The sequence below is a fragment of the Burkholderia sp. Nafp2/4-1b genome (assembly GCF_003635165.1).
GTDB lineage: Bacteria > Pseudomonadota > Gammaproteobacteria > Burkholderiales > Burkholderiaceae > Burkholderia.
In genome coordinates, this window is the sequence record NZ_ML058599.1 from 287,200 (window position 1) to 313,648 (window position 26,449).

Genomic DNA, 26,449 nt, shown 5'->3' on the forward strand with positions numbered 1-26,449 from the left:
CGTGCCGGGCGCCGGTTACCGCTCGATTTGCCGGTTCCAGCGCGTATCCCACTGCGCGCGGCGTGCATTGATCGCCGTCCAGTCGACCACCGTCACCTTGCGCACCAGATCGTCGACGTTGCCGACGCTTTGCTGCATCGCCGTCGGCATCTTCGCGAGGCGGTTGGTCGGGATCTGCTTGCCGGCCTCGGCCGCCTTCGTCTGCGCGGGCGCGGACAGCAGGAACTGCGCGAGCTTCTGCGCGAGTTGCGGATCCGGATTGTTCGCGACCACGCACAGGTCGACGAGCAGCAGCACCGGGCCTTCCTTCGGGTTCGCATACGCGACCGGGATGCCCTTGTCCTGCAGGTCGCCGACACCGGTCGGCGTCAGCGGGAACAGGCCGGCTTCGCCGGTCTGCACCATCTCGGAGATCTTCGCCGAGTTCGGAATGTATTCGACGACGTTCGGCCCGACCGTGCTCGCCCACTTGCTGAAGCCGGGCTCGACGTTCTGTTCGTTGCCGCCGAGCAGCCGGTTGATCGCGAGAAAGCCGTGCAGCCCGAACGTGCTGCTCGACGCGGACTGGAACACGACCTTGCCCTTGTATTTCGGATCGGCGAAATCCATCCACGACGTCGGCGGCGCCCAGCCCTTGTCCGCGAACAGCTTCTTGTTGTACGCGATGCCGGTCATCCCGAGCTGTACGCCCGCGCCGACGTCGTCTTTCATCCGCGCGAACGGATACAGCTCCTTCAGCACCGGTGAATCGTCGAGCTTCTGGCACACGCCGAGGCTGACCGCGCGCGCCATCACGCCGTCGTCGAGGAACGCGACGTGGATCTGCGGCTTGTTGCGGTTCGCGAGCAGCTTCGCGAGCACGTCCGACGACGTGCCGGGCACGACGACGACCTTCACGTTGTTCGCCTTCTCGAAGTCGGGCAGCACCTGACTCGTATACGCCTTTTCCATCGGGCCGCCGTTCATGCCGACGTAGATCGTCTTCGTTTGCGCGAACGCGGGCGCGCCGGCGCCTGCGATGCAGAGGGCGGCAGCCGCCGCGATCGTTCCGAGCAGTTTCATTTGTGGGTCTCCTCTTGACGGAAAGGGGCGGTCGGCGCGGCTCGCGGTGCGAAGCGGCCGATCGAGAATGCATCGAGTGGCGTGGCGGTTTCGCCGGTCGTGACGAGATCGGCGAGCACGTCGCCGACGCCCGGTGCGAGCAGGAAACCGCCGCCGGAAAAACCGAACGCATGCAGCAGGTTCGGCGTGGTACGGCTCGCGCCGATGACAGGGTTGTGGTCGGGCGTGCAGCCTTCGACGCCGCTCCAGGTGCGGATCAGCAGCGCGTCTCGCAGCGCCGGCAACAGCGCGCACGCATCGCGCATCACCGCGCGTGTCGTATCGACCGACGGCTGGCCGAATTCGCCGTCGCCGCAGCCGCGGCCGCCGCCGATCACGCAGTTGCCGCGCGCGACCTGCCGCGCATATACGCCGCCGCCATAGACGCCGAGGTTGTGCGTGATGAACGGCGGCAGCGGTTCGGTCACCCACATGTTCGGGTAGATCGGCTCCATCGGCACGGCTTCGCCGAAGCGTTCCGCGACGGTGTTCGCCCAGGCGCCGGCCGAATTGATCAGCCACGTCGTGGTGTACGCGCGGCCGCCTGCATCGACATGGAAGCGCGTGCCGTCGTGCCGGACATCGTCGACGGGCGTATGCTCGAACACGGCGGCACCAGCCGCACGGGCCGCCCGCGCGAATGCGGGCGACACGATGCGCGGGTTCGCATGTCCGTCGGTCGCGCACAGCGACCCGCCGAGCGCCGGGCGGCCGAGCCACGGATAGCGGCGGCGGAACGTTTCGCCGCGCATCACCTGCAGCGGCAAGCCGTGCTCGCCGGCGAGCGCGGCATATGCGTCGAGCGCATCGAGATCGGCGTCGCTGCGTGCGAGCCGCAAATGACCCGACACGACGAATTCGCCGTCGATGCCGATCAGCTCGGGCAGGCGATCCCAGATCCGCCGCGCGCGCAGCGCGAGCGGCAGCTGTTCGACGGGACGGCCCTGGCAGCGCACGCCGCCGTAGTTCACGCCGCTCGCCTGCGCGCCGCAATCGCGGCGCTCGAACAGGGCGACGCGCAACCCGCGTTGCGTCAGTGAGAGCGCGGCCGACGCGCCGACGAGCCCGCCGCCGACGATTGCGACATCGTAGTGACGGCGCTCACTCATCGCGCGCCTCGTCGGGAATCGCCGCGACGTCGTCGCCCGCGAGCGCGGCCGAGATCGGGAACGGCTTCACCGGCGGTTGCGCGCGCAACCGGCCGACATCCGCGAGCGCGCGGCCGGTTTCGGCTGCCAGCACGAGCGCGGTCGCGTCGCCGCACATGCGGCCCTGGCAGCGCCCCATGCCCGCGCGCGTCAAGGCCTTCAGCCGGTTCAGTTCGGTCGCTTCGCCGCCGCGGATGCAGCGCCGCAGCGTGCCCGCGTCGATTTCCTCGCAACGGCACACGATCGTGTCGTCCGGGCAGCGCGCGGCGAGCGTGGCCGGCGGCGCGAACGCCGCCTCGAGGCCGAGGCGGAATGCGTGGAACCGAGCGAGCGTGCGCTCCAGTGCGGCTGCGTCGGGCTTGCCGGCCCGCGACGGCGATGGCGACGGCATCGCGATGTCCGCATCGTCGAGCAGCGCGAGCGCCGCGCGGCGTCCGGACGCCTCGGCCGCATCCGCCCCGGCGATGCCGGCGCCGTCGCCCGCCACGTAGATGCCGCGCACCGACGTGCGGCCGGCCGCATCGCGTTCCGGCAGCCATGCGCCGTTGAGCGGATCGAAACGGAACCGGCACCCGGCGAGATCGGCGAGTTGCGTTTCGGAACGCAGTCCGAAGCCGAGGCCGAGCGCGTCGCAGTCGGTCGTCCGCGGCGGCGCGCCGCTCCCGGCCGCGCGCCACGCAAGGCCGGTGACATGCCGTTCGCCGAGCACACGCTCGAGCGTGACGCCGGTTTCGATCGCGACGCCATGCGCGCGCAGCCAGCCGATGTAATACAGCCCTTTCGCGAAGGTCGACGGCATCCGCAGCAGCGCCGGGGCGGCGGCGGCCTGCCGGCGCAACGGACTCGTATCGAGCACGGCCGCAACGTGCGCGCCGGCCTTCGCATACTGATACGCGACGAGATACAGCAGCGGCCCCGTACCGGCGAACACGATGCGGCTGCCGATTGCGCAGCCCTGCGCCTTCAGCGCGATCTGCGCGCCGCCGAGCGTATAGACGCCGGCGAGCGTCCATCCCGGCACCGGCAGCATGCGATCGGTCGCGCCGCTCGCGACGATCAGATGGGAGAACGGCACGGTCGTCTCGCGGCCGTCCTGCAACGTGTCGACGCGGCCCGCGCCGCACGCCCATGCGAGCGTGTTGGGCCTGTAGTCGACGTGCGGCAGCAGCGCGGCCATCGTCCGGTGCACGGCGTCGGCCTTCGCGGCCTCGAAGCCGTACAGCGCGCGCTTGCCGCGCGCGAACGCGCCGCCGGCCGGCGGCTGGCGATAGATCTGCCCGCCCCAGCGCGCGTTCTCGTCGATCACGACGGGGCGCAGCCCCGCGTCGACGAGCGCCTCGGCCGCACGCACGCCGGCCGGCCCCGCGCCGACGATCACCGGTCGCAGTGCGTCGCTCATGATGCGTCTCCGGTCACGGCCGGCCTTGCGGCCGTGAGAATCCGCATGCCTTCCGCGATCGTCGTCGAGCACGCGCGCACGCGCGCGCCGGCTTCGGTGCGCACCCAGCAGTCCTGGCATGCGCCCATCAGGCAGAAGCCCGCGCGCGGCTGGCGGCTGAATTCGCTCACGCGCACGCGGCGCTGCGCGACGAGAATCGCGGTGAGTACGGTATCGCCCGAAAGCGCATGCGCGGGGCGGCCGTCGAGCGTGAACGCGACGGTATCGCGCTCGCGCTCGGCAACGCGCACGAACTGCGCGCCGTCGTCCACGGTGTCGGTTGAACGGGAAACGGAAGTCATCGTCAATGTTGGCCGATCAGGATGCGGTTCAGGCCGTACACGCGATCGAGCAGCAGCATCGCGCCGGCAGTGATGAAGATGACGAGCGCCGACACCGACGCCATCATCGGATCGATCGATTCGGTCGCGTACATGTACATGCGCACCGGCAGCGTGACCGTCTGCGGCGACGTGACGAAGATCGACATCGTCAGTTCGTCGAAGCTGTTGATGAACGCGAGCAGCCAGCCGCCGGTGATGCCGGGCACGATCATCGGCAGCGTGATGCGGCGGAAGGTCGTCCACGGGTCGGCGCCGAGCGAGCACGCGGCCTGCTCGACGCTGCGGTCGAGACCCGCGACGGACGCGAGCACGAGCCGCATCACGAACGGCGTGATGACGATCATGTGCGCGACCACGAGCCATCCGAACGAGCCGGTCGCGCCGATCAGCGCGAAGAAGCGCAGGAGCGCGATGCCGAGCACGAGGCCGGGGATCACGAGCGGCGACAGCAGCAGGCCGTTCAGGAATGCGCGGCCGGGAAACGTCGCGCGGCCGATCGCGAGCCCGGCCGGCAAGGCGATCGCGAGCGACAGCGTCGCCGATGCGAACGCGAGCTTCATGCTGTTCGCGAACGCGGTGACGAAGTCCGGATAGTCGAGGATCGCGCGGAACCAGCGCAGCGACAGGCCGTGCGTGGGCAGCGTCAGCGTTTCGTCGGGCGTGAACGCGACCAGCACGACGATCGCGAGCGGTGCGAGCACGAACAGGATCACGAGCGTATGGAACGCGAGCGCGAAGGGGCCGTTCTTTCTCATCGGGAAGCGCCTCCGAGGCTGCGCGCGTAGCGGCGTTCGAGCACGCGGTAGTAAGTGAGCATCACGACGAGGTTCGCGATCAGCAGCAGCACCGCGATCGTCGCGCCGAGCGGCCAGTTCAGCGAACCGAGGAATTCGTCGTAGACGGCGGTTGCCGCGACCTTCAGGCGCCGTCCGCCGAGCAGGCCGGGAATCGCGAATGCGCTCGCCGACAGCCCGAACACCATCAGGCTGCCGGACAGCACACCGGGCATCAGCTGCGGCACGACGATGCGGCGCAGCGTCGTGAACGGCGACGCGCCGAGCGACAGCGCTGCATGTTCCGTCTGCGGATCGAGCCGCTGCAATGCCGTCCATACTGGAATCACCATGAACGGCAGCATCACGTGCACGAGGGCGATCACGATCGCGAACGTCGTGTATTCGAGTTTGTACGGGCCGAGGCCGACGAGGCCGAGCGCCTGATTCACGAGCCCGCTCGTGTTCAGAAGCATGCTCCAGCCGAACGCGCGCACGACGACCGACACGAGCAGCGGCGCGAGGATGACGAGCAGGAACAGCGAGCGCCACGGGTCGCGCATCTTCGACAGCACATACGCTTCCGGCGTGCCGATCGCGACGCAGATCGCGGTGGTCAGCGCGGCGATGCCGAACGTGCGCGCGAAGATCGTATGGAAATACGACGAGCCGAGTACTTCCGCGTAGTTGCCGAACTGGAACGCGGCGATCGGGCCGGTGGCCGGATCGTAGCGGTAGAACGTGAGCGCGAACGTCATCGCGAGCGGCACGAGCACGAGCGCGGCGAACAGCGCGAACGCGGGCGCGCACATCAGCCACAGCGGCGCATGGGCACGCCAGCTCGCGCGCAGCGCAGTGCTACGGGCGGCGCGGGGCAACACGGTATCGGCCGCGGCGGCGGTGGTGGCCGTAGCCGCTTGCGCGAGCCCGACCGACGTACCGTCGCTCGGGAGCGGACGGGTAGGCTGTCCCATTCAAGCCTCCCGGCGCATCACGCGCACCGCGTCGCTGTGCCAGTCGACGCCGACCGGCGCGCCTTCGGCGAGCGGCTCCGCGCCTTCGTTCTGGCAGCACACGAGCACTTCGCCGAGCGCGCTGTCGACGCGGTACAGCCACTGGCTGCCGAGGAAGAAACGGCTCGTGACGGTCGCGGCGAAGCGGCCCGCGCCGGGCGCGCACAGCCGCAGCTTCTCGGGACGGATGCAGACCGACACGGCGTCGCCGACGCGCACGTCGCGCTCGCGCGCCGGCAGATACGCGGTACGCCCCGTTTCCGCGAGATCGTGGCCGAGATCGATGCGGATCGCATCGCCGTCGTGCGCGACGATCGTGCCGGGCAGCAGGTTCGCCTTGCCGATGAATTGCGACACGAAGTGGTTCTCCGGGCGCTCGTACGCGCGATACGGCGTATCGATCTGCGTGATGCGGCCGGCTTCCATCACGACCACGCGATCGCTGATCGACAGCGCTTCCGATTGATCGTGCGTGACCATGATCGTCGTCGTGCCGATCTTGCGCTGGATCGCGCGCAGTTCGAACTGCATTTCCTCGCGCAGCTTCGCGTCGAGGTTCGACATCGGCTCGTCGAGCAGCAGCACCGGCGGCTCGATCACGACCGCGCGCGCGATCGCTACGCGCTGCCGCTGGCCGCCGGACAGTTCGCGCGGAAAACGATGCGCGAGCGCGTCGAGGCGCACGAGCGCGAGCGCGGCGCGGATGCGCTCGGCGCGCTCGGCCTTGTCGACGCCGCGCATGTCGAGGCCGAAGGCGACGTTCTCCGCGACGCTCATGTGCGGAAACAGCGCATAGCTCTGGAACACGATGCCGAGCCCGCGGCGGTTCGGCTTCATGTGCGTGATGTCCTGACCGTCGAGCGCGATGCGGCCGCGCGTGACGTCGACGAAACCGGCAATCATCTGCAGCGTCGTGGTCTTGCCGCAGCCCGACGGCCCGAGCAGCGACACGAATTCGCCCTGTTCGACCGACAGGTTGACGTCCGCGACGGCGATGAGTCCATCGAACGATTTCGTCAGATCCGTAAGCGTGAGAAACGACATGGGAAGCTCCGGGTGTGCACACCGGATGGCCGGTGCGTCATTGACGCGGACTCTAGCCAGCCATATTTCGGAGCGTCAATTTCGAATTCTGCTCAACGAGATGAATTTGAAAAAAATTCCATTGATCGGAATAGATGAGCGAGACGCGGAAAAATCGTTCCGTTGAGCGAAGGGCGGCCGGTAGTGAAAAGCGCGCGTCAATCCCGTGCACACCCGGATGCCTGGCGTTTTTCGGCGGGACGACAATGGTGGCTCATCTATTCCATTGAACGAAATCATCGAGGAGAGCCGGCATGCAGAATCCCCATTCGCGCGGAACGTCGCCTGCCGCACGCATGCCGCACCCGGACGAGGACGCGGCTGCCGAGGTGGCCGACGCGGCCGGCACGCCCGACGCACCTGGCACCGGCATGCTGCAGCGCGCGTTTGCGATCCTGCGCGCGCTGGCCGGCATGCAGCAGGACGGCGTGCGCGTCACACATCTCGCGAAGGCCGTCGGCCTTACGCAGGGCACCGCGCACCGGATCCTGCAGTCGCTGATCGCCGAAGGGATGGTCGAGCAGGACGAGCAGTCGAAGCTGTACCGGCTGAGCGTCGACTTCTTCGCGCTCGCGGCGCTGGCCGGCAACCCGAGCAGCATGCGCACGTTGTGCCGGCCCGCGCTGCTGCGACTGTGCGCGAGCCTCGGCGAGACGATCTTCCTGCTCGTGAAGAGCGGTTTCGATGCGGTGTGTCTCGACCTGTGCGAAGGTCCGTTCCCGATCCGCTCGTTTACCGGCGACATCGGCGGGCGTATCGCGCTCGGCGTCGGGCAGGGCAGCCTCGCGATCCTCGCGTTCCTGCCCGAAGCGGAGCGGGAGGAAGTGATCCGCTTCAACGTGCCGCGTATTCGCGGCTACGGCGTGCTCGACGAGGTGTACCTGCGCACCGAGATCGAACGCGTGCGGCAACTCGGCTACGCGGGCCGCAACAGCGGCGTGCTCGACGGGATGGCCGGCGTCGCGGTGCCGATCCTCGATCGCACCGGCTATCCGGTCGGCGCGCTGAGCGTCGGCACGCTGGCGTCGCGGCTCGGCGACGACCGGATGCCGATGGTCGTCGAACTGCTGCGGCGCCAGGCCGACGCAATCGGCCCGCGCACGAATCCGTTCGACGCCGCGCTGCGGCGGCCGATGCACGGCCTATCCGGGAAAACCGTATAGACGCGTCTGGACGCCTCGCCCGTCGCCGTTTCGTCAGCTTGCTTACGCGCGCCCTTCACCTCTGAGCAAAACCCGCCGCGTCCGGCCGGCCTCGATGCTTTCCATTGGCTTGCACGCGCGGACTTTCCCCGCTTGTCTCCGCTTCGTTCGTCTCCATTCGATTTCCAACTGCCGCCCAGTTGAACATTTCATTTCTTGATGCGATTGCGGCTGGATACCATCCAGCCACTGTCTATACAAGCCGACCGGCGCGTATGGCCAGCATCGACAAAACACAACACAACATCGACAAGACGGTTTGGAGCGGAGACAGAGATGATGCGAATGATGGGCAGGAAGACGGGTGTCGCGTGCATGGGCGCGGCCATTGCGATGATGTTCGCCGGCGTCGCGCACGCGCAGTCGTCGGTGACGCTGTACGGGATCGTCGACGCCGGCGTGACCTACACGAACAATTCGAAGGGCCATGCGCTGTGGCAGTTCACGGGCGGCAACGAATCCGGCCCGCGCTGGGGCCTGCTCGGCACCGAGGATCTCGGCGGCGGCCTGAAGGCGAACTTCCGGCTCGAAAACGGCTTCAACGTCGCGAACGGCGCGCTCGGGCAGGGCGGCCGCATGTTCGGCCGCTCCGCATGGGTCGGCCTGAGCGGCGCGAACTGGGGCGCGGTGACGCTCGGCCGCCAGTACAACTCGACGCAGGACATCCTCGGTTCGCTGCAGATGAGCAGCTTCCTCGCGCAGTACTCGACGCATCCGTTCGACAACGACGACATCAACAACACGTTCCGCACCAACAACGCGGTCAAGTACGTGTCGCCGACGATCGCGGGCCTGCAGGCGAACCTGATGTACGGGTTCTCCAATTCGACCGGTTTCTCGAACGACAACACGTGGAGCGCGGGCATCACGTACACGCATGGCCCGCTGAACGCGGGCGCCGCTTATGCGCGCGTGAACCATCCGGCGGTCAGCACGACGGGCGCCGTCGCGTCGGACAACTACTACCCGGGCTCCGCATCGGTGTTCGGCGCCGGCCTGTCGAACGCGGTGCGCCAGCAGATCTGGGGCGCGGGCGGCAGCTACGCGATCGGTGCGGCGACGCTCGGCCTGTTGTACACGGGCTCGAATTTCGGCCAGGCGACGGGCGGCGCGCTGCGCTTCAACAACTACGAAGGCAGCGTGCGCTATCTGATCACGCCGGCGCTGATGGCCGCGGCCGGCTACACCTATACGAAGGTCGCGCGCGGCAATGACGACGGTCACTACCAGCAGGTGTCGGCCGGCGTGCAGTACCTGCTGTCGAAGCGCACCGACGTGTACGTGAACGGCTTCTACCAGAAGGCGTCGTCCGGTGTCGGCCATGCGTGGATCGACGGGACCGACGGCCCGTCGTCGACCACGTCGCAGGTGGCGGTGGTGGTCGGCATCCGCCAGAAGTTCTGATGTCCTGACGCGCTCGCGCGTCTTCCGGAGGAGACAACGATGAAATTCAGACTGTTGCTGGCGGCGCTGCCGTTCGTCGGGATGTATACCGGCGGCTCGATCGCCGAGGTGCGGCCGCTGCTGTTCGGCCTGCCGTTCCTGCTCGTGTGGAACCTGATCTGGATGGCGGCCACCGCCGCGATCCTCGCGATCCTGTTCCATCTCGACGAACGCGACGAACGGGGCGAGCACGACGTGGCCCGCGAAGGCCGCACGGGAGACGCGCGATGAACGCGTCGATCATCATCATCGCGGCGTTCGCCGTGTTCGCGCTCGCGATCGGCGTGAATGCGCGGCGCGGCCGCAAGCTCACGCTCGAGCAGTGGGCGGTCGGCGGCCGCGGCTTCGGCTCGCTGCTCACGTTCCTGCTGATGGCCGGCGAGGCGTTCTCGACGTTCTCGTTCCTCGGCGCGAGCGGCTGGACCTACAGCAAGGGCGTGCCCGCGTTCTACATCCTGTCGTACGGCTGCCTCGCGTTCGTGATCGGCTACTGGATGCTGCCCGCGGTGTGGCGCTATGCGAAGGCGCGCGGGCTCGTGTCGTTCGCCGACTACTTCGCGTCGAAGTACGACAGCCGCGCGATCGGCGTGCTGGTGTCGGTGGTGGCCGTGTTCGCGATGGTGTCGCTGCTGATGATCCAGCTGCGCGGCCTCGGCGTGATCGTGTCGGAGATGTCGTACGGGCTGATTCCGCAAGCGGCCGCGATCTGGATCGCCGCGACGCTGATGGCCGTCTACATGGTGGTGTCGGGCATCCACGGGTCGGCGAGCATCGCGATCTTCAAGGACGTGCTGATCCTCGCGATCGCGATCTTCCTCGGCCTCTATCTGCCGATGCACTATTACGGCGGACTCGTCGAGATGTTCGCGAAGATCGACGCCGCGCATCCCGAATTGCTGCGCATGCCCGAACATGGCTTCAATCTCAGCTGGTACAACTCGACGATCCTGCTGACGTCGCTCGGCTATTACCTGTACCCGCACGGCTTCACCGCGATCTACGTCGCGAAGGACGAACGCGCGCTGCGCCGCAACGTGATCCTGATGCCGCTGTACCAGGTGCTGATCGCGTTCCTGTTTCTCGTCGGTTTCGCGGCCGTGATGACGGTGCACGGGCTCGAAGGCCCACAGACCGACCTCGCGCTGCTGCGGCTGGTCAAGCAGACGTTCCCTGCGTGGTTCGTCGGCATCGTCGGCGGCACGGGCCTGCTGACCGCGCTGGTGCCGGGCTCGCTGATCATGCTGAATGCGTCGACGACGATCGCACGCAACATCTACCGCGAAGGCTTCGCGCCGAATGCGACCGACCGCGAGGTGACGCGCGTCGCGCGGATCGCGCTGCCGATCTTCACGCTGGTGGTCGTGTACTTCGTGCTGCGCGGCGGCGCGACCTTCGTCACGCTCGCGATCTTCTCGTCGAGCCTGCTCACGCAGCTCGTGCCGATGCTCGCGTCGAGCTTCCTGAAGCGGCCGTTCGGCACGCGCGAAGGCGCGTTCGCGGGGATCGCCGCCGGCGCGATCGTGATCGCGATGACGAACTACTACGGCGTGACGCTCGCGTCGCTGTTCCCCGGCGCATCGACCACGCTGACGTCGATCAACCCCGGGCTCGTCGCGCTCGCCGCGAACGCGGTGGTGTTCATCGCGATCAGCGCGGTGCAGCGCAAGCTGAAGGCGCGAGTGGCCGCGCCGGTGCGCTCCGCGTGACGACCGACGCGGCGAGCCGCCGCCGGGCCGCCGAGCCGCCGGGCAACCGCCCGGCGGTTTTTCCGTTCGGCGGCACGCGCATCATTTCGAACTGAAACAGGACTCCGTACGATGACTACCGAGAACAAGACCGAGAGCAAAGCCGACAACGGACGCGAAGCAATCGACACGCTGATCGCGAACGGCTGTGTGATCACGATGGACCCGCAGCGGCGCGTGATCGAGAACGGCGCGGTTGCCGTAAAGGGCGATCGCATCGTCGCGGTCGGTGACACCGCCGAGCTGCAGGCGCGCTTTCGTGCCGCGCGCACGATCGATGCGCGCCGCAAGGCCGTGCTGCCGGGCCTGATCGATTCGCATGCGCACGCGGGCCACGCGATGCTGCGCACGATCGGCGGCGCGGACGGCGATGCATGGTCGGCCGCGGCCGAGACGATCTACACGCGCGCATCGGACGAAGCGTTCTGGGAAACCGAATCGCACCTCGCGGCACTCGAACGGCTGAAGGCCGGCGTGACGACCGGCGTGTCGCTGCTCGGCGGCGGCAACTCGATCATGCGCGTCGACGATCCCGTCTATGCGCGGCGCCATTGCGATGCGGTGGTGCGCACCGGCACGCGTTCGATCCTGGCGGTCGGCCCGTCGCGGCCGCCCGCGCCGCGCGCGTACACGCGCCACACGCCGGACGGCAGCGACACGCGCGACATCGATTTCGATACGATGTACGACGTGTGCGAACGCATCGTCGACGAATGCCACGGCGACGCCGACGGTCGAATCCGGATTGCAATCACGCTGCCGGTGTACGGGCCCGAGCATGACCCTGAACTCGCACGGTACGAGCAGGACTTCCGCGATCAAGCCGCACGTTACGGCGCGCTCGCGCGCAAGCGCGGCCTGACCTTCACGCAGGACGGCCACCGCGCCGGCACGCTCGCGTTCGCGCATCGCGAACTCGGGCTGCTCGGCCCGACGTCGTTCATGTCGCACAGCATCGACCTCACCGACGACGACATCGCCGCATGCGTCGAGACCGGCACCGCGATCATCCACAATCCGAGCGCCATCATGTCGGTCATCGGCCGCTGCCCGGTGCCCGAGCTGATCGATGCGGGCGTGACGGTCGCGATCGCGTCGGACGGCGCGGCGCCCGACCGCGGCTACGACATGTTCCGTCACATGTGGCAGTGCATGCACTACCATCGCCGCCACTTCCGCGACCCGGACGTGCTGCCGCACGGCAAGGTGCTGGAGATGGTGACGATCGATGCGGCGAAGGCGCTGTCGCTCGATCACGAGATCGGTTCGCTCGAAGCCGGCAAGCTCGCCGACCTCATCCTCGTCGACCTGTTCCGCCCGCACATGATGCCGATGAACATGCCCGTGTATCGCGTGACGTGCTTCGCGAATGCGGCCGACGTGTGCATGACGATGGTCGGCGGACGCGTGCTGATGGAGGACCGGCGCGTGCTGTCGGTCGACGAGAACGAGATTCTGGAGCGCGTGATGACGGTCGCGGAGACGATGATCGAGCGCAGCGGGTTACGTCGTCTGCTCGACGAGCCGAAGACGCTGTGGGGGCGCAGTCACTATTGAGCCGCGCGTCGGGGACTGACGCCCGACGGTGTGTCGAAGGCTGGCGCGGTGAGGGCCAGCTTTTTTTCGTTCGATTGCAGAAGGTGCGGATCACGCCATTGCCGCTTCACGCAGCCGGAACTGCGCGACGGCATCGCTCAGCCGCGCGCTCTGATCCTCGAGCGACAGCGCCGCCGCGGCCGCCTCTTCGACCAGCGCGGCGTTGCGCTGCATCGTCTGCTCCATCTGGATCACCGCGGTATTCACCTGCTCGATGCCGGATGTCTGCTCGTCGAAGGCGATGCTCGTTTCGCCCATGATCGCGTTCACGCGCTCGACCGCGGTGACGAGCTCGGCCATCGCCGAGCCGGCGAGCGCGACGAGACCGCTGCCGTCTTCGACGCGCTGCGTCGAATTGCCGATGAGTTCGCGGATTTCCTTGGCGGCGGACGCGCAGCGCTGCGCGAGTCCGCGCACCTCGGTCGCGACCACCGCGAAACCGCGCCCCTGTTCGCCCGCACGCGCCGCTTCGACCGCGGCGTTCAACGCGAGGATGTTGGTCTGGAACGCGATGCTCTCGATCACGCCGACGATGCCGGAGATCCGCGCGGAACTTTGCGAAATCGCCGACATCGTTTCGACGACGCGCCGCATCGCGTCGCCGCCTCGCGCCGCGATGCCGGCCGCGCCTTCTGCGTAAGTGCGTGCATCGCGTGCGTTGTCCGCGTTCTGGCGCACGGTGGCCGTCAGCTGCTCGACGCTCGCCGCGGCCTGCTGCAGCGAGACGGCCTGCTGTTCCGTGCGCGCCGACAGGTCGACGTTGCCGCTCGCGATCGTGCGCGCGTCGCCGACGATCGTCTCCGTGCTGGTGCGTACCTGGGTCACCGTTTCGACGAGACCGGCCTGCATCCGCTTCAGCGCATTCAGCAGGTACGCCATTTCGTTTTCGCCGGGAATCGCGACCGTGCCGGTCAGGTCGCCTTTCGAGATCCTGTCGAAGTGATCGACCGCGAGATGGATCGGCGCGATGATCGCCTTCGCCAGCACGCGTTGCGCGAGGACGCCGACGATCAGCGCGAACAGCGCGACGGACGCCATCGCCCATACGATCCGGTGGAAGCGCTCGCCGGCCGCGTCGTAGCGCGCCTTCTGGCGCGCGACCTGGAACGATTCGAGCGCGTCGATCGCTTCCTGGTACGCGGTGAACAGCGCCGGCGGCGCATTGCGGTGCGTGTCGAGGAAGTCGAACGAATTGTCGTGGTCGAGTTGCGACATCGCCTTCAGGAAAACCTGGTCGAGCAGCGTGCGACGCCGGTTGCGCAGCGTGTCGAACAGCGTTTGCTCGTCGGCGTCGCGCGCGTGCAGGCGCGTGTAGGCGTCCAGTTCGTCGTCGCTCTCCTTGAGGAGCGTGTGGAGCTGCGCGATTTCTTCCTTGGCCGGCTTACCGGCGCTGATGATCTGCGCGACGTCGCTCACGCGTTCGCGCAGCACGAGCATGCGCTCCGAGCTGGTTTTCAGGTGCAGCAGCGACGCGGTATCGTCGCGATACATGGCCTCGAGCGAGCCGTTGCCCGCGTACAGCGCGGCGATGCACGCGCCGACGACCAGCACGAGCAGCACCGTGTAGCCGGCGATGGTCGCGACGAGCCCGCCGCGGATGGTGAGTTTTCGCATGACGTTCCCTTGCCGGCGGCCCGGAGGGCGACCGACGGCGGATGTGGATTCCGGATTTCGAACGACGACAGGCGCCGCGTCGCAATGCGGGGCGCCGGGATTGCTGACGGAATAACGGCACGCGCGGCGGCGAAGTTTTATCTGTATGCGACGCGGATTTGAATGGCGACGACAGGCCCGCAGCCCGGCGTCAGGCAACCGCGAACGGATCTCGCTCCGGGGCGGCGTGTGCGCACAGGGGCGGCCGCGTGCGCCCGCAGCGGGCTGGGTCGCGACCGCCGTCCTCGCGTGGTCGTTCGCCTCAGGTCCGGAACCCGAGCGCCGCGGCCTTCGCACGCAGTTCCGAGAACCGCTCGGCCGTCGGATTGGTGGCGGCCGCCATTTGCGACGGATCGATTCCCGACACCGAACTCGACGGCGGTGGTGCGGTTGTCCCCGCGCACGCTCCGCCGAACGGCCCTTGCGCGACCGTGAACGCCGGTGCATCCGTGCGCGGCGCGGCGCTGAAATCGAGTGCGTACGCGAGGTTGAAGGTCGCCGGATCACTGCCGCGCACGCCGAGCGGCTGCAACCCGAAACGCCATTGCAGCAGCGCATGAATCGAGCTCGGATCGAACGGATAGCGCGTGACCGTGCCCGCGCGAACACGCGGCCCGAGCAGCGCGAGCGGCACGCGAAAGCCGAGCTTGCCGTCGTTGCCGATCGCGAGCTCGTTCTTGCTGATCGGCCGGATCGGCGGCACCACGTGCTCGAAAAAACCGCCCCATTCGTCGTACACGATGATCATCAGCGTGCGGCTCCAGTTCGGGCTCGTGCGCAGCGCGTCATACACCTGGTTGAGAAACGCCTGGCCGCTGCGGATGTCGGCATGCGGATGGTCGTCCGCGGACGTCCCTTCGCGCTCACCCGCGAACATCGGATCGACCATGCAGAACGGCGGCAGCGTGCCTGCTGCGGCACTCGACAGGAACTCCGAGAACAAACGCGAGATGCCGAGATAGCGCGTGCCGTACAGCGCGGTGAACGGCACGTCGTGATAGTAGTAGTTGCAACCCACCTTGGCATCGCTCAGGTTGTCCCAGATCGTGCGCAGCGACGAGTTGTCGGGACTGTCGCCGAGGCGGTCCGTTGCACCGCTGTGCAGGTAGAGGCGATTCGGAAACGTGTTGGTCAGGATACCTGTGAAATAGAAGTCGCCGATGGTGTAGTTGCTCGCCACCGCATTGAAGAACGGCAGGTCGGCCGCCGTGTAATAGCCGATGGGCAACAGGTCGCCCTGGGTCAGGCTCGTGCCCGGCGTGAGCAACCAGCCGTTCATCGCGCCCGACGCGAGCTGCGTGCGCGCGCCCTCGTAGCTGTGGTTCGGATCGTGATACGCGCATGCCTGATAGCCGTACGCGGGATTGGCCGATAGCGAAAACGGTGCGTTGGTTCCGCCGAATGCGTCCTTGTATTGCCGGTTCGCGGGCATGCCTTCGGCGCCGGGCACCCAGCTCAGGTAATGATCGAACGAACGGTTTTCCATCGTGACCAGCACGATGTGGTCGATGCCGGAGTTCGCCGGATCGGGCAACGCCGGGCGCGGCAGGTTGTAGCGATCGCCGGCGTTCGGCGACGGCGTATCGGTGACCGACGGCGCGGGCGCATTGCCGTTCGAGGACGGCCCCTCGTCGTCCCCGCCGCCGCAACCCGGCAGTGCGACACTGCCGGCTACCGCGGCAACACCGGCGAGAAAACGGCGGCGATTGTAGCGGTGGGATGCATTCGTCTCGTCCATGACAACGTCTCCTTCGTTATTGGATGCGGCGCGGGCCAGCCGATCATGCATCGCCGCCGCGAAGCGACGCGCGCTCGCCGTGCGGAAAAATGCGAGCGGGCATTTGGCGCAAGCCTTGTGCCCGAGTGGAGGGGAAATACGCGCGTCGCGCAACGCGGCGGTCGCCCGCGGGTGGCCTGCACGGCCGCGCGGCACGCGGTGCGGCCTTCGCGTATTTCGCAGATTCGTTGCGGGCACACGCACTCAATGCGCTGCACCGCATCGCCCGGTGGAGATCGACGCTGTCGTCGGATGAATGCGCGGCGCGATTACACGAATCGCATGGGGCGTTGGTCAAAAGGCGTCGGCTACCGGCGCGATTGCACGTGCCGGCGGCGGCGCGACCTCGCTCGATTGATCGCTTTCTTCGCACTTCCGCGCGAGCGTAACCTGTCGTCTCCCCGGGCCGCCGATATCGCACGGCCGATGCCGATGGTTGACCGTCCGCGACCGTGCTAGGATTTCCGTCAAACAACTCCGGAGACTGCCATGCCGTTCATCTGCGAAAACGTTGAATGCCGTGCCGTGCTGGCTCGAGGACAGGTCAGGTCCCGCCAGGAGGACGCGGGCTGGTGCTTCTACTGCCCGGACTGCAATGCCAGGAACGAGTTGAAGAATATCGGCGCGGCCGATGGTACGGTCGAGCTGGTTCAGCCGGAGCGATCCGGTCTGCCGCACAAGGTCGTCGCGACAGCGCGGCCACTGGAGGACGGCACCTATGCCGCACAGTTGCGCGTTCAGCGTGCGCTCGCTGTGAAAGGAACGTACGCGGCCGAGGAGCACTGGGAAGAGCTTGGCGTCTTCCCGGACGCCCAAGAGGCCGTCGCGCATGCGAGGTCTTTCGCGACGGATTTGCTGCGGCAAGCGGCGTAAGCACCGATACGATCGATTGGCGCGGCCGTGCCGCGCTCAAGCGACACGCTTGCCCGGCAGCCAGCGCGCTTGTTGATCCTGTCCGTGCGCGCATGAACACGCGCCCTCGGGCCGCACTGATGTGCGGCCCGAGGGCGTCGTCACGATTCCACCGCAACGAAGTAGGGGCGTCGCACACCGATGCGCGACGCCCCTTTGCGTTTCCCGCTCGCGTTCGTCAGTTGTAGATATCGAACGTGAAGTACTTCTTCGCGATCCGCTGATACGTGCCGTCCTGAATCAGGCTCGCGAGCGCCTGGTTGATCTGCGTGCGCAACGCGTCGTCCTCCTTGCGCACGCCGATCGCGGACCCGACGCCGAGCGTCTTCGGATCGTGCAGCGCGGGCCCGGCGAACTCGAAGTTCGCGCCCTTCGCGGTCTTCAGGAAGCCGAGATCGGCCTGCACCGACGACTGCAGCGACGCGTCGAGGCGGCCGGCAATCAGATCCTGATAGACGAGGTCCTGTGTCTGGTACGTGCGCACGATCACGCCCTTCGGTTCCCAGTAGGTGCGCGCATAGGTTTCCTGCGTCGTCCCCTGCTCGATGCCGACGGTCTTGCCGGCCAGCGATTCGGCCGTCGGCTGCAGGTTCGCGCCGCGCCGTGCGACGAGGCGCGGCGGCACGTTGTTGATCTTGTCGGTGAACGCGATCTGTGTGAGGCGCTTCTCGGTCACGCTCATCGACGACAGCACGCCGTCGAACTTGCGCGCCTTCAACGCGGGGATCATTCCGTCGAACGCATTCTCGACCCACACGCAATGCACCTTCATGCGTTCGCAGATCGCGTTGCCGAGATCGATGTCGAAGCCGACGAGCTTGCCGTCCGGCGCGAGCGATTCGAACGGCGCATAGCTGGGGTCGACGCCGAGGCGCAGGACGGCCGGGTCTTTCGCGGCGGCGGTGCCGGCCGTCAGCGCGAGCGCGACGGCGATGACGAGCTTTTTCATGATTGTCTCCATACCGATAGACGTTGTTCGAAGTGAAGCAAGCGGCGGCCGATGGGCGTGACGGCCCGCGCCCGGCCATGCGCGGGCGGCAGGACGATCGCCGGAAGCTGCCGGCGATCGTCCGGATCAGGGAATCCGGGGGTGCGCTGTCAGCGCGCGGCGCCGGTGATGCGCGCCATGCTGCGCCGGTAGCCGGCGGGCGAGAAGGTTGCGTTCAACATGGCCATCGCTGCGATCACGCCGATATGCAGCCACCACGCGATCGCGAAGCTGCCGCCCGCGTCGCGCAGCCAGCCGATCAGCCACGGGCTCGACGCGACGATCAGGAAGCCGACGCCCTGCACGAATGCGGCGAGCGCGCCCGCGAGCCGCGCATCCGGCAGGTGGTCGAGCGTGACGATCAGGCTCATCGAGAAGAAGCCGCCGAGCCCGAGGCCGGCGCTCGCGACCCACACCCACGGCGCGAGCGCGGGCATCGCCGCGAAGCCGACGAAGCCGGCCGCCTGCAATGCGAGCGTGAGCCATAGCGCCGCGCGGCGATCGTGCGAACGTTTCGCGAGCATCGGCAGCGCGAGCGCGCCGATCGCCTGGAACAGCGCCATCCATGCGAGCAGATTGCCGCTTGCCTGCGGGCTCATGCCGACGCCGCGATAGAACGCGGGCAGCCACGCGACGACGCTCGCGTAGCCGCTGTTGCTGAGGCCGAAGTACAGCGCGAGCTGCCATGCACGCGGAATGCGTGCGAACGCGGCTACGGGCGCCGCACCCGCCGCGGCATGCACCGCGTCGCGCGGCGCCTTCGCGCGCCACAGCGCGAGCGTGACGAGCGCGGGCAGGGCCCATACCGACAGCGACAGACGCCACCCGCCGTGCGCGGCGAGCCACGGGCTTGCGACCGCGCCGAACGCTCCGCCGCCGACCAGCGCGGCCGAGTAGAGACCCATCGCGAGCGGCAGCCGGTCGACGAACCAGCGCTTCGCGAGGCCGGGCGCGAGCGACTGGACCACGGCGACGCCCGCGCCCGCGACGATCGAGGTGACGGCCAGCCCGGTGCTGCCGCCGGCCCACAGGCGCGCGAGACAGCCCGCGGCGATCAGCGCGAGCGCGGTGGTCAGCGCACGCTGCTCGCCGACGCGCCGCGCGAGCCCGATGCCGATGCCGGCGACGACGCCCATCAGCACGAACGGCAGCGTGGTCAGCAACGCGGCCGCGCGAAAACCGAGGCCGGTGTCGGCGCGCACGAGATCGAGCACCGGCCCGAACGCGGTCAGGAACGGACGCAGGTTGAGGCCGGCCAGCACCAGCAGCGCAAGCGCGCCATAGGATACGGACGCCGCGTGCGGACGGGGAACGGCTTGCGCGGTGCCGGGGTCGGCCATCGGAATGCTCCTGAGGGGCCGGTGGCCCTGTGATGCGATGCCGAAAGGGTAAAGGCGCGCCAGCCCAGGGGAAAATTAAATATTCGACTGGCTATCAGTGTGGAATGCGATGGCGCGACGCCGCGCGACGGGGCCGGATGGGGGCGGCCGGCGGGGCGGCCGCGGTGGGGATTCGACGCGCGGTCAGGTCGCCGGCGCGTGCGGCTCGCCCGCCCGCTCGCGGTCCTTCATTCGACCGGATGCAGATCCTGCAGCATCGTCGGCACGAGTTCCGACACGGTCGGGTGGATGTGCATGCCGCGGCTGATCGTCGTGTACGGCGCGCCGGCGGCCATCACGTCGAGCATCCCGTGCACGACTTCGTCGCCCGTCACGCCGAGGATCGACGCGCCGAGAATCGCATGGCTGTCCGCGTCGACGATCACCTTCATGAAACCCTGGCTCTCGCCTTTTTCGACCGCGCGGCCGACGCGCGTCATCGGTCGCGTGCCGAGCAGCAGCCGGCGGCCGGTCTGCTTCGCTTCGGCAAGCGTCATGCCGACGCGGCCGAGCGGCGGGTCGATGTACATCGCATACGCGGTGATGCGGTCGGACACCTTGCGCGAATCGTTGTCGAGCAGGTTGGCCGCGACGATCTCGTAGTCGTTGTACGCGGTGTGCGTGAACGCGCCGCGCCCGTTGCAGTCGCCGAGCGCCCAGATGCCGGGCACGTTGGTGCGCAGCTCGTCGTCGACCGTGATGTAGCCGCGCGAGTCGGTCGCGACGCCGGCCAGTTCGAGCCCGAGATCGTCGGTGTTCGGCACGCGGCCGACCGCGAGCAGCAGGTGCGAGCCCGCGACCTCGCGGCGCCCGCCGGTGCAGTCGAGGCCGACCACGACGCCGTCGCCGTCGCGCCGCGCGTTCAGGCAGTTCGCATCGAGCTGCACGTCGATGCCTTCGTTCTCGAGAATCTCGCGCACGGCCTGCGAGACGTCCTCGTCCTCGCGATGGATCAGGCGCGGGCCTTTCTCGACGATCGTGACCTTCGAGCCGAAGCGGCGATACATCTGGCCGAATTCCAGCCCGACGTAGCTGCCGCCGACGATCACGAGATGCTCGGGCAGGAAGTCGACGTCCATCATCGTCGAGTTGGTCAGGTACGACACCGAGTCGAGGCCCGGCATCTGCGGGATCTGCGCGCGTCCGCCCACGTTGATGAACACGCGTTCGCCCTCGAGCAGTTCGTCGCCGACCCGCACGGCATTGGGGCGCTCGAATCGGGCATGACCCTGAAACACGGTCGTGTGGTCCAGCCCGCGCACCCATTGCTCGACGCCGTGGTTCGAGCGGCCGGAGATCCGGTCCTTGCGCGCCTTCACGGCTTTCATGTCGACGCTCACGGGCCCGACCGACACGCCGTATTCTTCCGCGCGCCGCGCGAGTTGCGCGGCGTACGCGCTCGCGATCAGCGTCTTGGTGGGGATGCAGCCGGTGTTCACGCAGGTGCCGCCGAAGCGGCCGCGCTCGACGATCGCGACTTTCATGCCGGCGCCGGCGAGCCGCGCGGCAAGCGGCGGCCCGGCTTGCCCGGTGCCGATGACGATCGCGTCGAAGTGTTGCGTCATGACGTCCTCCTGCGCTGGTTCAACGTGGGAACGATGGACGCGCAAGCCGCATGCCGTGCCGGCGCGCGTCCGAACGGCGACGAGCGCTCATGGTAGACCGGTTCGCGGGGGGAGGCGAGTGGCGCGCGGCGGGGCCACTGGCGCCGCACTGCAACAAGGTGCCGGCTGGCGTGCCGCTGCGCACCGTCGTTTCATTCCTCGCCGGCATGCTGTCGCGGCCGTTCATTCCAGCCGGCTGCGGCATGCGCGACCCGGCTGTTTCATCCCGCGCCAGCGCGCGTCACCTCGTCGGAAACCGCGCGCGCAACGTCGCGAACCGCGCGTCGTCCGGAAACGCCGTCACTTCATACCGCACCGGCCGGTGCGCGGTGGCCGTCATCAGGTCGCCGCAGGTTTCCCGCAGCACGGCCATCGGCACGTGGGCCGACTCCCGCGTCGCTTCCCGGTACAGCACGACGATGTCGGCGTCGGGCAGCAGCGTCGGCACCCCGTCGCTCCATACGCCGACGCTGAACAGCTCGCCGTTCTGCCGCCGGTACACGGTGTAGCTCGCGACGAAGATGTCGATGCCGTTGCGCTTGTGCAGATCGTCCAGTAGCGTCCGTTGATCCTGGTAGTCGCCGGCAAGCTCGTCGACGCGCAGCGCGTGCAGCTTCGCCTCCAGTGCCGCCGGGATGAAATTCCGCCACGCGGTGCCGTCCCAGCGCAGCATCAGCGCGGGCAGCGGGCGCGGCTGCGCGCGCGCCTGTTCGGCGAGTTCGACCATCGTGGCGAGCCCGGCCGCGTTGCGGTCGCCGGTGAGCAGCAGCACGGCCCGGTTCGGCGCCATCACCACCGGCGCGCCGGAGATCGGCTGGCGGTGCAGCAGGTCGGTGAGCAGCAGCCGCGCCGCGTCGTAGTAGTCGCCGAACTGCGACAGGAACACACCGTCGCCCACCGCCGCCCACGGGGCGGACGATACGCCGCGCAGGTTGTCGATCGCTATGCTGCATGCCTGGTCGAAGCTGACGCCCCATGCGGCCAGCCGCGCCGTCGTCAGCCGCGCGACGCTGAACTCGCCGTCGTACGCGATGCCGACTTCCAGGTTCTCGCAGAGCGGCCGGAACGCGACCTCCGACGCGCTGGGCTGGCCGGCGAGCTGCAGCGCAACCACGCCGCGCTCGGTCGCGCTGCGGATCACCGGGAGCAGTCGTGCACGGACTTCGGCGAAGTTCGACGGAATCTCCTGCTGCATCATCGCGCTCGCCTGGCGCTTGAGCGTCGCTTCGCGCTCGGCGGGCATCGCGCCCGCATAGTCGCGGAACAGGTTGTGCAGGTTGATGATGTTCGACGGGACGTCCGCCTGCACGAGACGGCCCCTGTCGTCGTCGTGAAGCCACTCGCGCGTGTCGCCGGTCGCACGCAGCTCGGCGATCAGGCGTTCGGCGAAGTCCTGCCGGGTCGGCGGTTTGCTGAAGCGCTCGCGCAGGCGCGCGACGAAGTCGGAAAGCATCGTTTGCGGTCGGGCGAGCCCGTCGGTTATTGATTCTCTCGTTCTCGTGGGCGGCGCGACCCGTTTCCCGAAGCGCCGCTTGCAGCCCGCGGACATCGGCCGGATGTCCATCCTGCGCCGCGACCGGCGGCCCGCGCGCCGGCTGCGGGCGGTGCGGGCCCGTCCAGGACGCGAATCGCATGGCGGGTGTCGCGATGGTACCGCACGTCGATGATGAAATCGAACCCGGTTCAATATTGCCGGGCTGCCGGCGTGCGACCCGCGCCCGCCGCCGCGGCTGCGGCCGGCGGCCGGACGTGCCGCCCGGGCCGCGCCGGCGCTGGCGAAAACCCCGACGATCGGCCGGCGAGCCTTGTGCGGCGGGCATTCGCGCCGGTCGCGCGGGTGGCCGGGCCGGGCTGCTCGCCCGATTCTGCCGGTCGACCGCCCGACGACGTGTAAACTGCTGCCTTTTTTGACGGTTTGCAGCATGGTGCAAGCACCCCCGCGCCCGGCACTGAGCGGCCCGACGCTCGTCCGGCTGCTCGCGCGCCTGACCGATGCCGACGTCGCGGAGTCCCGGCAGACGCTGTCCGACCGCCTGAGCCAGTGGCTCGGCTGGACCGACGCGATCACGCTGTCGTCCGCGCTGACCGCGAGCCCGCCGGGCGTCGCGGCCGGCGTGCGCGGTTACGACGCCGAGCGCGACTGCGCGCGCGTGCGCCACGACCTCGCGCAGGCGATCACGACCGCCAACCGCCCGCGCACGCGGCGGCGCCCCGGCGAGATGCCGCCGCCGCCCGCCGACACGGCCGACTTCGCGGACTTCCGCCAGAGCTGTCTGTCCCTGCAGCAGGAGATGGAGACCGCGATCGGCCAGTTGCGCGGCCGCTTGCGGGTCGCGATCGCCGCGCGCTCGTCGGGGATGGCACGGCTCGCGACGCTCGACGCGATCATGGAGCGCGTGCTTGGCGCGCGCGAACGCAGCCTGCTGTCCGCCGTGCCCGCGCTGCTCGGCACGCGCTTCGAGCAGCTGCGCGACGCGGAGCGGCAGGCGCTGGCCGACGCGCAAGCGGCAGCCGATGGCAATGGCGACGGCGCGGCCCCGCCAGTTGCGCCGATCGTGCCCGGCACGTGGCTCGACACGTTCCGCGACGAGATGCAAAGCATCCTGCTCGCCGAACTCGAAGTCCGGTTTCAAACGGTAGACGGGCTGCTCGCGGCCCTTCGTACCTGCTAATCAATACGCTATGTCCAGAATTCGTCTCGATCTCGTTGTCTTCTTCGCCGGCTTGCTCGCGGTGTGCTGGATCGGCGTCGGCTATGCCGCGTCGAACCCGCTTGCGGCGGCCGTCACGCTGCTGATCGGCGCGTGCTACGTCGCCGGTGCGTGGGAACTGCAGCGCTACCGGCAGGCGACCGCCACGCTGTCGCGCGCGGTGGCCGGCCTGACCGAACCGCCCGCGAAACTCGATACGTGGCTCGATACGCTGCATCCGGGCCTGCGCGGCGCCGTGCGCTCGCGTGTCGAAGGCGCGCGCGTCGCGCTGCCGGGTCCGTCGCTGACGCCGTATCTCGTCGGCCTGCTCGTGCTGCTCGGCATGCTCGGCACGCTGCTCGGGATGGTCGTGACGCTGAAGGGCACGGGCGCCGCGCTCGAAAGCGCGACCGATCTCGATGCGATCCGCGCGTCGCTGATCGCGCCGGTGAAGGGCCTCGGCTTTGCGTTCGGCACGTCGATCGCGGGTGTCGCGACGTCGGCGATGCTCGGCCTCATGTCCGCGCTCGTGCGCCGCGAACGGATCGACGCGGGCCAGCAGCTCGACGCGAAGATCGCGACCACGCTGCGCGTGCATTCGTCCGCGCACCAGCGCGACGAATCGTTCCGGCTGCTGCAGCGCCAGGCCGACGTGATGCCGGCGCTGGTCGACCGGCTGCAGACGATGATGACGACGCTCGAGGCGCGCAGCGTCGCGCTGCACGATCGCCAGCTCGAAAGCCAGCAGGCGTTCTTCGAGCGCACCGAGCGCGCGTACGCGGGCCTGGCGTCGAACGTCGGCGCTGCGCTGAAGGAAAGCGCCGCCGAAAGCGCACGCGTGGCCGGTGCCGCGCTGCAGCCGGTCGTCGCCGCGACGATGACGGGGCTCGCGCAGGAGATGGCCGCGCTGCGCGACACCGTGACGGGCGCCGTGCAGCGTCAGCTCGACGGGCTGACCGACGGCTTCGAGAAGACCACCGGCAACGTGACGGCCGTCTGGAACCGCGCGCTCGACGAGCAGCGCCGTGCGGGCGACGCCGTCGCGCAGCAGTTGCAGACGACGCTCGGCCAGTTCACCGACACCTTCGCGCAGCGCTCGACCGACCTGCTCGATGGCGTCGCGACGCGCCTCGAATCGACCGAGAGCCGCCTGTCGGACGCGTGGCGCGATGCGCTCGCGCGCCAGGAGCAGGTCGGCGAGACGCTGGCCGGCCAGCATGCGCAGGCGCTGAGCGAAGCCGCCGCGACGTTCGAGCGGCATTCGGGGGCGGCGCTCGCCGCGATGCGCGAGTCGCATGCGGGGCTGCAGACGCAACTGGCCGCGCGCGACGAGGCGCGACTGGCGGCGTGGAATGCGTCGCTTGCTGAAATGGCGGCGAACCTTGGCGACGAATGGCAGCGCGCGGGTGCGCACAGCGCCGATCGTCAGCAGGAAATCTGCGACGCGTTGGCGCAAACGACGCGCGACCTCACCGCACAAGCCGCGACGTTCGAACAGCGCTCGACCGATCTGCTGTCGACGATCCGCGAATCGCACGCAGGCTTGCAAACGCAGCTTGCCGCGCGTGATGAAGAACGTCTGTCCGCATGGAACGCTTCGCTCGCCGCGATGGCAACGAAGCTCGGCGACGAATGGCAGCGCGCAGGCGTGCACAGCGCGGGCCGTCAGCAGGAAATCTGCGACGCATTGGCGCAAACGACGCGCGATCTCACCGCGCAAGCCGCAACGTTCGAACAGCGCTCGACCGATCTGCTGTCGACGATCCGCGAGTCGCATGCGGGTCTGCAAACGCAGCTTGCTGCACGCGATGAAGAACGCCTGTCGGCATGGAACGACTCGCTGGCCGCGATGGCCGCCGCGCTGCGCGACGAATGGGCGCAGACGAGCGCACAGGCCGCGACGCGCCAGCAGGACATCTGCGACACGCTGACCCGCACCGCGAACGAGATCACCGCGCAGGCGCAGGTGCACGCAAGCGACACGATCAACGAAATCTCGCGCCTCGTGCAGGCTGCGTCCGAAGCGCCGAAGGCCGCGGCCGACGTCGTCGCCGAACTGCGCCAGCGCCTGTCCGACAGCATGGTGCGCGATACCGCGATGCTCGACGAGCGCAGCCGCCTGCTTGCGACGCTCGAAACGCTGCTCGGCGCGGTCAACCACGCGTCGACCGAACAGCGCACCGCGATCGACGCGCTCGTCAGCACGTCGGCCGATCTGCTCGAGCGCGTCGGCGCACGCTTCAACGACACCGTCGATGCCGAAACGCGCAAGCTCGATTCGGTGGCCGCGCAGGTCACGGCGGGCGCCGTCGAGGTCGCGAGCCTCGGCGATGCGTTCGGGGCGGCGGTGCAGGTATTCGGCGAATCGAACGACAAGCTGTTGAATCACCTGCAGCGCATCGAAGCCGCGCTCGAGAAGTCGCTGGCGCGCAGCGACGAGCAGCTCGAGTACTACGTCGCGCAGGCGCGCGAGGTGATCGACCTGAGCATGATGTCGCAGAAGCAGATCGTCGAGGACCTGCAGCAGATCGCCGGTCGGCGCGCATCGGTCGGAGCGTGA

At 68.6% G+C, this 26,449-nt stretch carries 21 protein-coding genes; 8 read left to right on the top strand and 13 right to left on the bottom strand.

The window, feature by feature from the left end; genetic code table 11:
* Window positions 1-15 precede the first annotated feature (15 nt).
* The 7 genes from C7H84_RS07830 to C7H84_RS07860 are packed head-to-tail and all read right to left on the bottom strand — an operon-like array spanning window position 16 to window position 6,861.
* Entirely contained in the window at window positions 16-1,062 is a 1,047-nt protein-coding gene (locus C7H84_RS07830; protein ID WP_121858258.1) for an ABC transporter substrate-binding protein, read from the bottom strand.
* Window positions 1,059-2,210, bottom strand: coding sequence for an FAD-binding oxidoreductase (locus C7H84_RS07835; protein ID WP_121858259.1), 1,152 nt, complete (start codon window positions 2,208-2,210; stop codon window positions 1,059-1,061). The genes C7H84_RS07830 and C7H84_RS07835 overlap by 4 nt, the downstream gene beginning before the upstream one ends.
* On the bottom strand, window positions 2,203-3,648 hold the full coding sequence (locus tag C7H84_RS07840; RefSeq protein WP_121858260.1) for an NAD(P)/FAD-dependent oxidoreductase: 1,446 nt from the start codon (window positions 3,646-3,648) through the stop codon (window positions 2,203-2,205). The genes C7H84_RS07835 and C7H84_RS07840 overlap by 8 nt, the downstream gene beginning before the upstream one ends.
* Complete coding sequence (locus C7H84_RS07845; protein WP_121858261.1) at window positions 3,645-3,989, bottom strand: (2Fe-2S)-binding protein; 345 nt, start codon at window positions 3,987-3,989, stop codon at window positions 3,645-3,647. Before C7H84_RS07845 ends, C7H84_RS07840 begins: the two co-directional genes overlap by 4 nt.
* A gap of 2 nt (window positions 3,990-3,991) precedes the next feature.
* Complete coding sequence (locus C7H84_RS07850) at window positions 3,992-4,786, bottom strand: ABC transporter permease (RefSeq protein ID WP_121858262.1); 795 nt, start codon at window positions 4,784-4,786, stop codon at window positions 3,992-3,994.
* The gene (locus C7H84_RS07855) at window positions 4,783-5,778 is read right to left on the bottom strand and encodes an ABC transporter permease (RefSeq protein WP_121858263.1); all 996 of its coding nucleotides are present in this window, start codon (window positions 5,776-5,778) and stop codon (window positions 4,783-4,785) included. The genes C7H84_RS07850 and C7H84_RS07855 overlap by 4 nt, the downstream gene beginning before the upstream one ends.
* Complete coding sequence (locus tag C7H84_RS07860) at window positions 5,779-6,861, bottom strand: ABC transporter ATP-binding protein (protein WP_121858264.1); 1,083 nt, start codon at window positions 6,859-6,861, stop codon at window positions 5,779-5,781.
* A 293-nt stretch (window positions 6,862-7,154) separates the two neighbouring features.
* Here C7H84_RS07860 and C7H84_RS07870 point away from each other — a divergent pair, with 293 nt between their 5' ends.
* The 5 genes from C7H84_RS07870 (at window position 7,155) to C7H84_RS07890 (ending at window position 12,847) form a co-directional block, all read left to right on the top strand.
* The gene (locus C7H84_RS07870; RefSeq protein WP_121858265.1) at window positions 7,155-8,063 is read left to right on the top strand and encodes an IclR family transcriptional regulator; all 909 of its coding nucleotides are present in this window, start codon (window positions 7,155-7,157) and stop codon (window positions 8,061-8,063) included.
* Window positions 8,064-8,417: 354 nt separating this feature from the next.
* Complete coding sequence (locus C7H84_RS07875) at window positions 8,418-9,506, top strand: porin (RefSeq protein WP_162999236.1); 1,089 nt, start codon at window positions 8,418-8,420, stop codon at window positions 9,504-9,506.
* A gap of 39 nt (window positions 9,507-9,545) precedes the next feature.
* A complete protein-coding gene (locus tag C7H84_RS07880) occupies window positions 9,546-9,776 on the top strand; it encodes a DUF3311 domain-containing protein (RefSeq protein ID WP_121858267.1) in 231 nt (76 codons plus the stop codon).
* Window positions 9,773-11,251, top strand: a complete 1,479-nt coding sequence (locus tag C7H84_RS07885) for a sodium:solute symporter (protein ID WP_121858268.1) — start codon at window positions 9,773-9,775, stop codon at window positions 11,249-11,251. Before C7H84_RS07880 ends, C7H84_RS07885 begins: the two co-directional genes overlap by 4 nt.
* Window positions 11,252-11,362: 111 nt before the next feature.
* Window positions 11,363-12,847, top strand: coding sequence for an amidohydrolase family protein (locus C7H84_RS07890; protein ID WP_121858269.1), 1,485 nt, complete (start codon window positions 11,363-11,365; stop codon window positions 12,845-12,847).
* Between the two features lie 90 nt (window positions 12,848-12,937).
* On the opposite strand, the gene C7H84_RS07895 is transcribed toward C7H84_RS07890, so the two are convergent.
* Both C7H84_RS07895 and C7H84_RS07900 read right to left on the bottom strand, forming a co-directional pair.
* Window positions 12,938-14,500, bottom strand: coding sequence for a methyl-accepting chemotaxis protein (locus C7H84_RS07895; RefSeq protein ID WP_121858270.1), 1,563 nt, complete (start codon window positions 14,498-14,500; stop codon window positions 12,938-12,940).
* Window positions 14,501-14,801: 301 nt separating this feature from the next.
* Complete coding sequence (locus C7H84_RS07900; protein ID WP_121858271.1) at window positions 14,802-16,277, bottom strand: alkaline phosphatase family protein; 1,476 nt, start codon at window positions 16,275-16,277, stop codon at window positions 14,802-14,804.
* Between the two features lie 528 nt (window positions 16,278-16,805).
* Here C7H84_RS07900 and C7H84_RS07905 point away from each other — a divergent pair.
* Window positions 16,806-17,189 (top strand): hypothetical protein, encoded by a 384-nt coding sequence (locus C7H84_RS07905; protein ID WP_121858272.1) that lies wholly within the window; start codon window positions 16,806-16,808, stop codon window positions 17,187-17,189.
* 217 nt (window positions 17,190-17,406) lie between these two features.
* On the opposite strand, the gene C7H84_RS07910 is transcribed toward C7H84_RS07905, so the two are convergent.
* The 4 genes from C7H84_RS07910 to C7H84_RS07925 form a co-directional block, all read right to left on the bottom strand.
* Window positions 17,407-18,177 (bottom strand): ABC transporter substrate-binding protein, encoded by a 771-nt coding sequence (locus C7H84_RS07910; protein ID WP_121858273.1) that lies wholly within the window; start codon window positions 18,175-18,177, stop codon window positions 17,407-17,409.
* Between the two features lie 149 nt (window positions 18,178-18,326).
* Complete coding sequence (locus C7H84_RS07915) at window positions 18,327-19,556, bottom strand: cyanate transporter (protein WP_121858274.1); 1,230 nt, start codon at window positions 19,554-19,556, stop codon at window positions 18,327-18,329.
* A 227-nt stretch (window positions 19,557-19,783) separates the two neighbouring features.
* Window positions 19,784-21,160 carry an FAD-containing oxidoreductase gene (locus C7H84_RS07920; RefSeq protein WP_121858275.1) on the bottom strand — a complete coding sequence of 459 codons (1,377 nt, stop codon included), beginning with the start codon at window positions 21,158-21,160 and terminating at the stop codon, window positions 19,784-19,786.
* Window positions 21,161-21,440: 280 nt separating this feature from the next.
* Window positions 21,441-22,652: a hypothetical protein gene (locus tag C7H84_RS07925; RefSeq protein ID WP_121858276.1), complete on the bottom strand. Its 1,212-nt coding sequence runs from the start codon at window positions 22,650-22,652 to the stop codon at window positions 21,441-21,443.
* Window positions 22,653-23,121: 469 nt separating this feature from the next.
* On the opposite strand from C7H84_RS07925, the gene C7H84_RS07930 reads away from it, so the two are divergent.
* Both C7H84_RS07930 and C7H84_RS07935 read left to right on the top strand, forming a co-directional pair.
* Window positions 23,122-23,871: a DUF3348 domain-containing protein gene (locus C7H84_RS07930; RefSeq protein WP_121858277.1), complete on the top strand. Its 750-nt coding sequence runs from the start codon at window positions 23,122-23,124 to the stop codon at window positions 23,869-23,871.
* 10 nt (window positions 23,872-23,881) lie between these two features.
* Window positions 23,882-26,449 carry a DUF802 domain-containing protein gene (locus C7H84_RS07935; protein ID WP_121858278.1) on the top strand — a complete coding sequence of 856 codons (2,568 nt, stop codon included), beginning with the start codon at window positions 23,882-23,884 and terminating at the stop codon, window positions 26,447-26,449.